This window comes from Streptomyces sp. NPDC058221 (assembly GCF_042882365.1).
Taxonomy (GTDB): domain Bacteria; phylum Actinomycetota; class Actinomycetes; order Streptomycetales; family Streptomycetaceae; genus Streptomyces.
The window spans coordinates 1-3270 of the sequence record NZ_JBHVWF010000293.1 but is presented as its reverse complement, the minus strand read 5'-3'; the positions used below and the strand labels follow the sequence as shown (position 1 = coordinate 3270).

Sequence of the window (3270 nt, the reverse complement as noted above, 5' to 3'; positions counted from 1 at the left end):
CTTCGGGAGTCACCGGCCGCCCGTGTGCGTGTCCCGGTCCGTGCGCACCGGCCCACCAACCCCTTCTCGTCCTATTGACGATATTCACGGACCTCGTTATCGTCGTGGTGACGAAAACAAGGGGGTCCCTCTCATGGCCGACATCACCAGGCGCTTCGGCCGGCGCCACCTGCGCTCCGCACCCACCGCCCACATCCGGCACCACAAGCGCGGCCGGCTCGCCCACGACGGGGCGGGGCTGAGCTTCTGGTACCGGTCACTCAGCGCCGCGCTCTCCGAGGTTCCGGTCAACGACCGCGAGCTGGCCATGGCTTTCCACGCCCGCACCGCCGACTTCCAGGACGTCACCGTGCAGGCCACCGTGACGTACCGCATCAGCGATCCCGCCGAGGCCGCCGCACGTCTGGACTTCTCCATCGACCCGGACTCCGGTGTCTGGCGCGGCGCACCGCTGGAGCAGATCGCGACGCTCCTCACCGAGACGGCCCAGCAGCACACCCTGGACGTGCTGGCCCGCACCCCGCTGGCCGGTGCGCTGGTCGACGGTGTCGCCGCGGTACGCGACCGGGTCGCCGCAGGGCTGGCCGCCGAGCCCCGGCTGCCCGCGACCGGGATCGAGGTGGTGGCCGTCCGCGTCGTCGCCATCCGGCCCGAGGCCGAGGTGGAGCGGGCCCTGCGCACCCCCGCCCGTGAGCAGATCCAGCAGGAGGCCGACCGGGCGACGTACGAACGGCGGGCCGTGGCCGTCGAGCGCGAGCGGACCATCGCGGAGAACGAGCTCGCCAGTCAGATCGAGCTCGCCCGCCGCGAGGAGCAGCTGGTCGATCAGCGCGGTACGAACACCCGGCGCGAGGCCGAGGAGCACGCGGCGGCCGACGGTGTACGGGCCGAGGCCGAGGCGGCACGCACGGTGCGCCTGGCCCGCGCCGAGGCGGAGGCGGCGCGTGAGGTCGGCGCCGCCCGCGCCGAGTCCCAGGCGGCCTGGCTGCGGGTGCACGGAGAGGTGGAGGCGGCGACCCTGCACGCACTGGCAGCCACCCGGCTCGCCGAGAACCTGCCGCGCATCGACAGCCTCACCCTCTCGCCCGACGTCCTCACCGGGTTGCTCACCAAGCTCGGCCGGCCCGCTCCGGAGACCCGGGCGTGAGCCTGGCCCCGAGAGCGGTCCTGGTCCACCGCACCACCGAGTACGAGGAGCTGCTCGCCCGGCACGGCACGCACGGCCAGGCGGCGTTCTTCCTGACCAGCCGGGGGAGGTCCATCGAGGAGGTCGCCCGGCGGCACGAAAGGACCAGGCAGGCGCTCGCCGATGTCGAGGCCGCCGTCCCTCTGCAATGGCGCCGGTCGCGGGTGGAACGCCAGGATCTGGACCGGTTCCTGTTCGCACCGGAGGACGTGGTGGTCGTGGTCGGCCAGGACGGTCTGGTCGCCAATGCCGCCAAGTACCTCTCGGGCCAGCCGGTCGTCGGCATCGACACCGATCCGGGCCGCAATCCGGGAGTCCTGGTCCGCCACCGGCCCTCCGACGCGGCCGCGCTGCTGCGCGCCGCCGTGGCACCGGGCAGTGCGGCGGACGAGCTCACCATGGTCGAGGCGGTGGCCGACGACACCCAGCGGCTGCTGGCTCTCAACGAGATCTACCTCGGCCCGTCGGGGCACCAGACGGCCCGCTACCGCCTCGGCCCCGACGCGGCGGACTCCCCCGCCGAGCCACAGGCCTCCTCCGGCGTCCTGGTCGGCACCGGCACCGGCGCCACCGGCTGGCTGCGCTCCGTGTGGCAGGAGCGCCGCAGCCCGCTCACCTTGCCGGACCCCACCGACTCCCGCCTGCTCTGGTTCGTCCGGGAGGCCTGGCCGTCGCCGGCCACCGGCACCTCGCTGGTCTCGGGCGAGCTGGGCCACGGGCAGCGGCTGCGGCTCACCGTGGAGTCCGACCGGGTGGTGGTCTTCGGCGACGGTATGGAGGCGGACGCCCTGGAGCTGACGTGGGGGCAGACCGTACGGCTCGGCATCTCGCCCACGTCGCTGCGGCTGACCGTGTGACCGTCGCCCGCCGGGGCATTCCTCCCCAGGACACGCCCGTAGGCTCGGCGCCCCGTAGGGTCACCGACCGCCGATCACCCCGAGGAGCAGAAGACATGGACAGCGACGCGGCGCAGATCCCCGCCCGCAACTCCCGTCCGCCACTGGCCCAGGCCGCGCTGGGTGTGGGGGTGATCGTGCAGGACGCACAGGGGCGCGTCCTGCTGGGCCGGCACCACAGCGGCACCTGGGAGCTGCCCGGCGGCAAGGTCGACCCGACGCACGAGACGATCGCGGCGGCGGCCGTGCGGGAGCTGCGCGAAGAGACCGGTCTTGAGGTCGCCGAGCGTGACATGGGTGTCTTCGCGATGCTGCATGACGCGGTCGGCGACATCAACCGGGTGACGATGGCCGCCCTGGTCACCGTCGGGTCGGGCCGTGCGCAGGTGACCGAGCCCCACCTCATCAGCACCTGGCAGTGGATCCGGCCCGAGGAACTGCCGGCGCCGCTGTTCGACCCCTCGGCGCAGATCCTCGCGGCCTGGCGGCCCGACCTCGGCATCGAGCACCCGCCCGTGCACCGGCTGGCCGTGCTGCCCGAGGGTGAGAAGGTGAACCCCTAAGTTGATTATTCATTTGCCTAAGGGTCATAGGCAGAGTTAGCGTCGTACACATGAAGGCCGTGACCGAGCAGGACATCCGCATGTCGTTCGTCAATTGCTCCAAGGGGGAAGCCAAGCGCCTGCCGCTCCCCCGCGATCTGGAGGAGCTGCCGTGGGAGGATCTGGACTTCCTCGGCTGGCGCGACCTCTCCGCTCCCGGGCGCAGTTACATCGTCACCGAGCACGAGGGACGGCTGACCGGCATCTCGCTCCGCTTCCCCTCCCAGCAGCGCGGCTTCCTGCACCGCAGCATGTGCTCGCTCTGTCTCACCACGCACCCCGGCAGCGGGGTCTCGCTGATGACCGCCCGCAAGGCCGGTCCTGCGGGGCGCGAGGGCAATTCGGTCGGCCTGTACATGTGCACCGATCTGGCCTGCTCGCTCTACGTACGGGGGAAGAAGGCGGTGGCCTCCGGCGCCCGCTTCAAGGAGTCGCTGACGGTGGAGGAGCAGATCGCCCGCACCACGGCCAATCTCTCCGGCTTCCTGGCCAAGCTCGTCGACTGAGCGGGGGCGGGTGCGGGGCGGCCCACACGACGCAGGCGAGCTTCCACCCAATCCAACCCCGAATCCGAGGCGGCCACGAC

General features: G+C 72.2%; 4 protein-coding genes. All 4 read left to right on the top strand.

All coding sequences use genetic code 11. From position 1 onward, the window contains the following. Positions 1-133: 133 nt before the first annotated feature. The 4 genes from ACFVW8_RS38850 to ACFVW8_RS38835 all read left to right on the top strand — a co-directional run bounded on the left by ACFVW8_RS38850 (position 134) and on the right by ACFVW8_RS38835 (position 3190). Positions 134-1147 carry an SPFH domain-containing protein gene (locus ACFVW8_RS38850; RefSeq protein WP_389698736.1) on the top strand — a complete coding sequence of 338 codons (1014 nt, stop codon included), beginning with the start codon at positions 134-136 and terminating at the stop codon, positions 1145-1147. After that, positions 1144-2043, top strand: a complete 900-nt coding sequence (locus ACFVW8_RS38845; RefSeq protein WP_389698734.1) for a hypothetical protein — start codon at positions 1144-1146, stop codon at positions 2041-2043. Before ACFVW8_RS38850 ends, ACFVW8_RS38845 begins: the two co-directional genes overlap by 4 nt. A gap of 95 nt (positions 2044-2138) precedes the next feature. Next, on the top strand, positions 2139-2645 hold the full coding sequence (locus ACFVW8_RS38840; protein ID WP_389698732.1) for an NUDIX hydrolase: 507 nt from the start codon (positions 2139-2141) through the stop codon (positions 2643-2645). 50 nt (positions 2646-2695) lie between these two features. Then, entirely contained in the window at positions 2696-3190 is a 495-nt protein-coding gene (locus tag ACFVW8_RS38835; protein ID WP_389698730.1) for an FBP domain-containing protein, read from the top strand. Positions 3191-3270: the final 80 nt, after the last annotated feature.

Bases quoted from the DNA above. Each gene is read 5' to 3' on its own strand.
- ACFVW8_RS38850 (WP_389698736.1), top strand. From the start codon at position 134: ATGGCCGACATCACCAGGCGCTTCGGCCGGCGCCACCTGCGCTCCGCA.
- ACFVW8_RS38840 (WP_389698732.1), top strand. From the start codon at position 2,139: ATGGACAGCGACGCGGCGCAGATCCCCGCCCGCAACTCCCGTCCGCCA.
- ACFVW8_RS38835 (WP_389698730.1), top strand. From the start codon at position 2,696: ATGAAGGCCGTGACCGAGCAGGACATCCGCATGTCGTTCGTCAATTGC.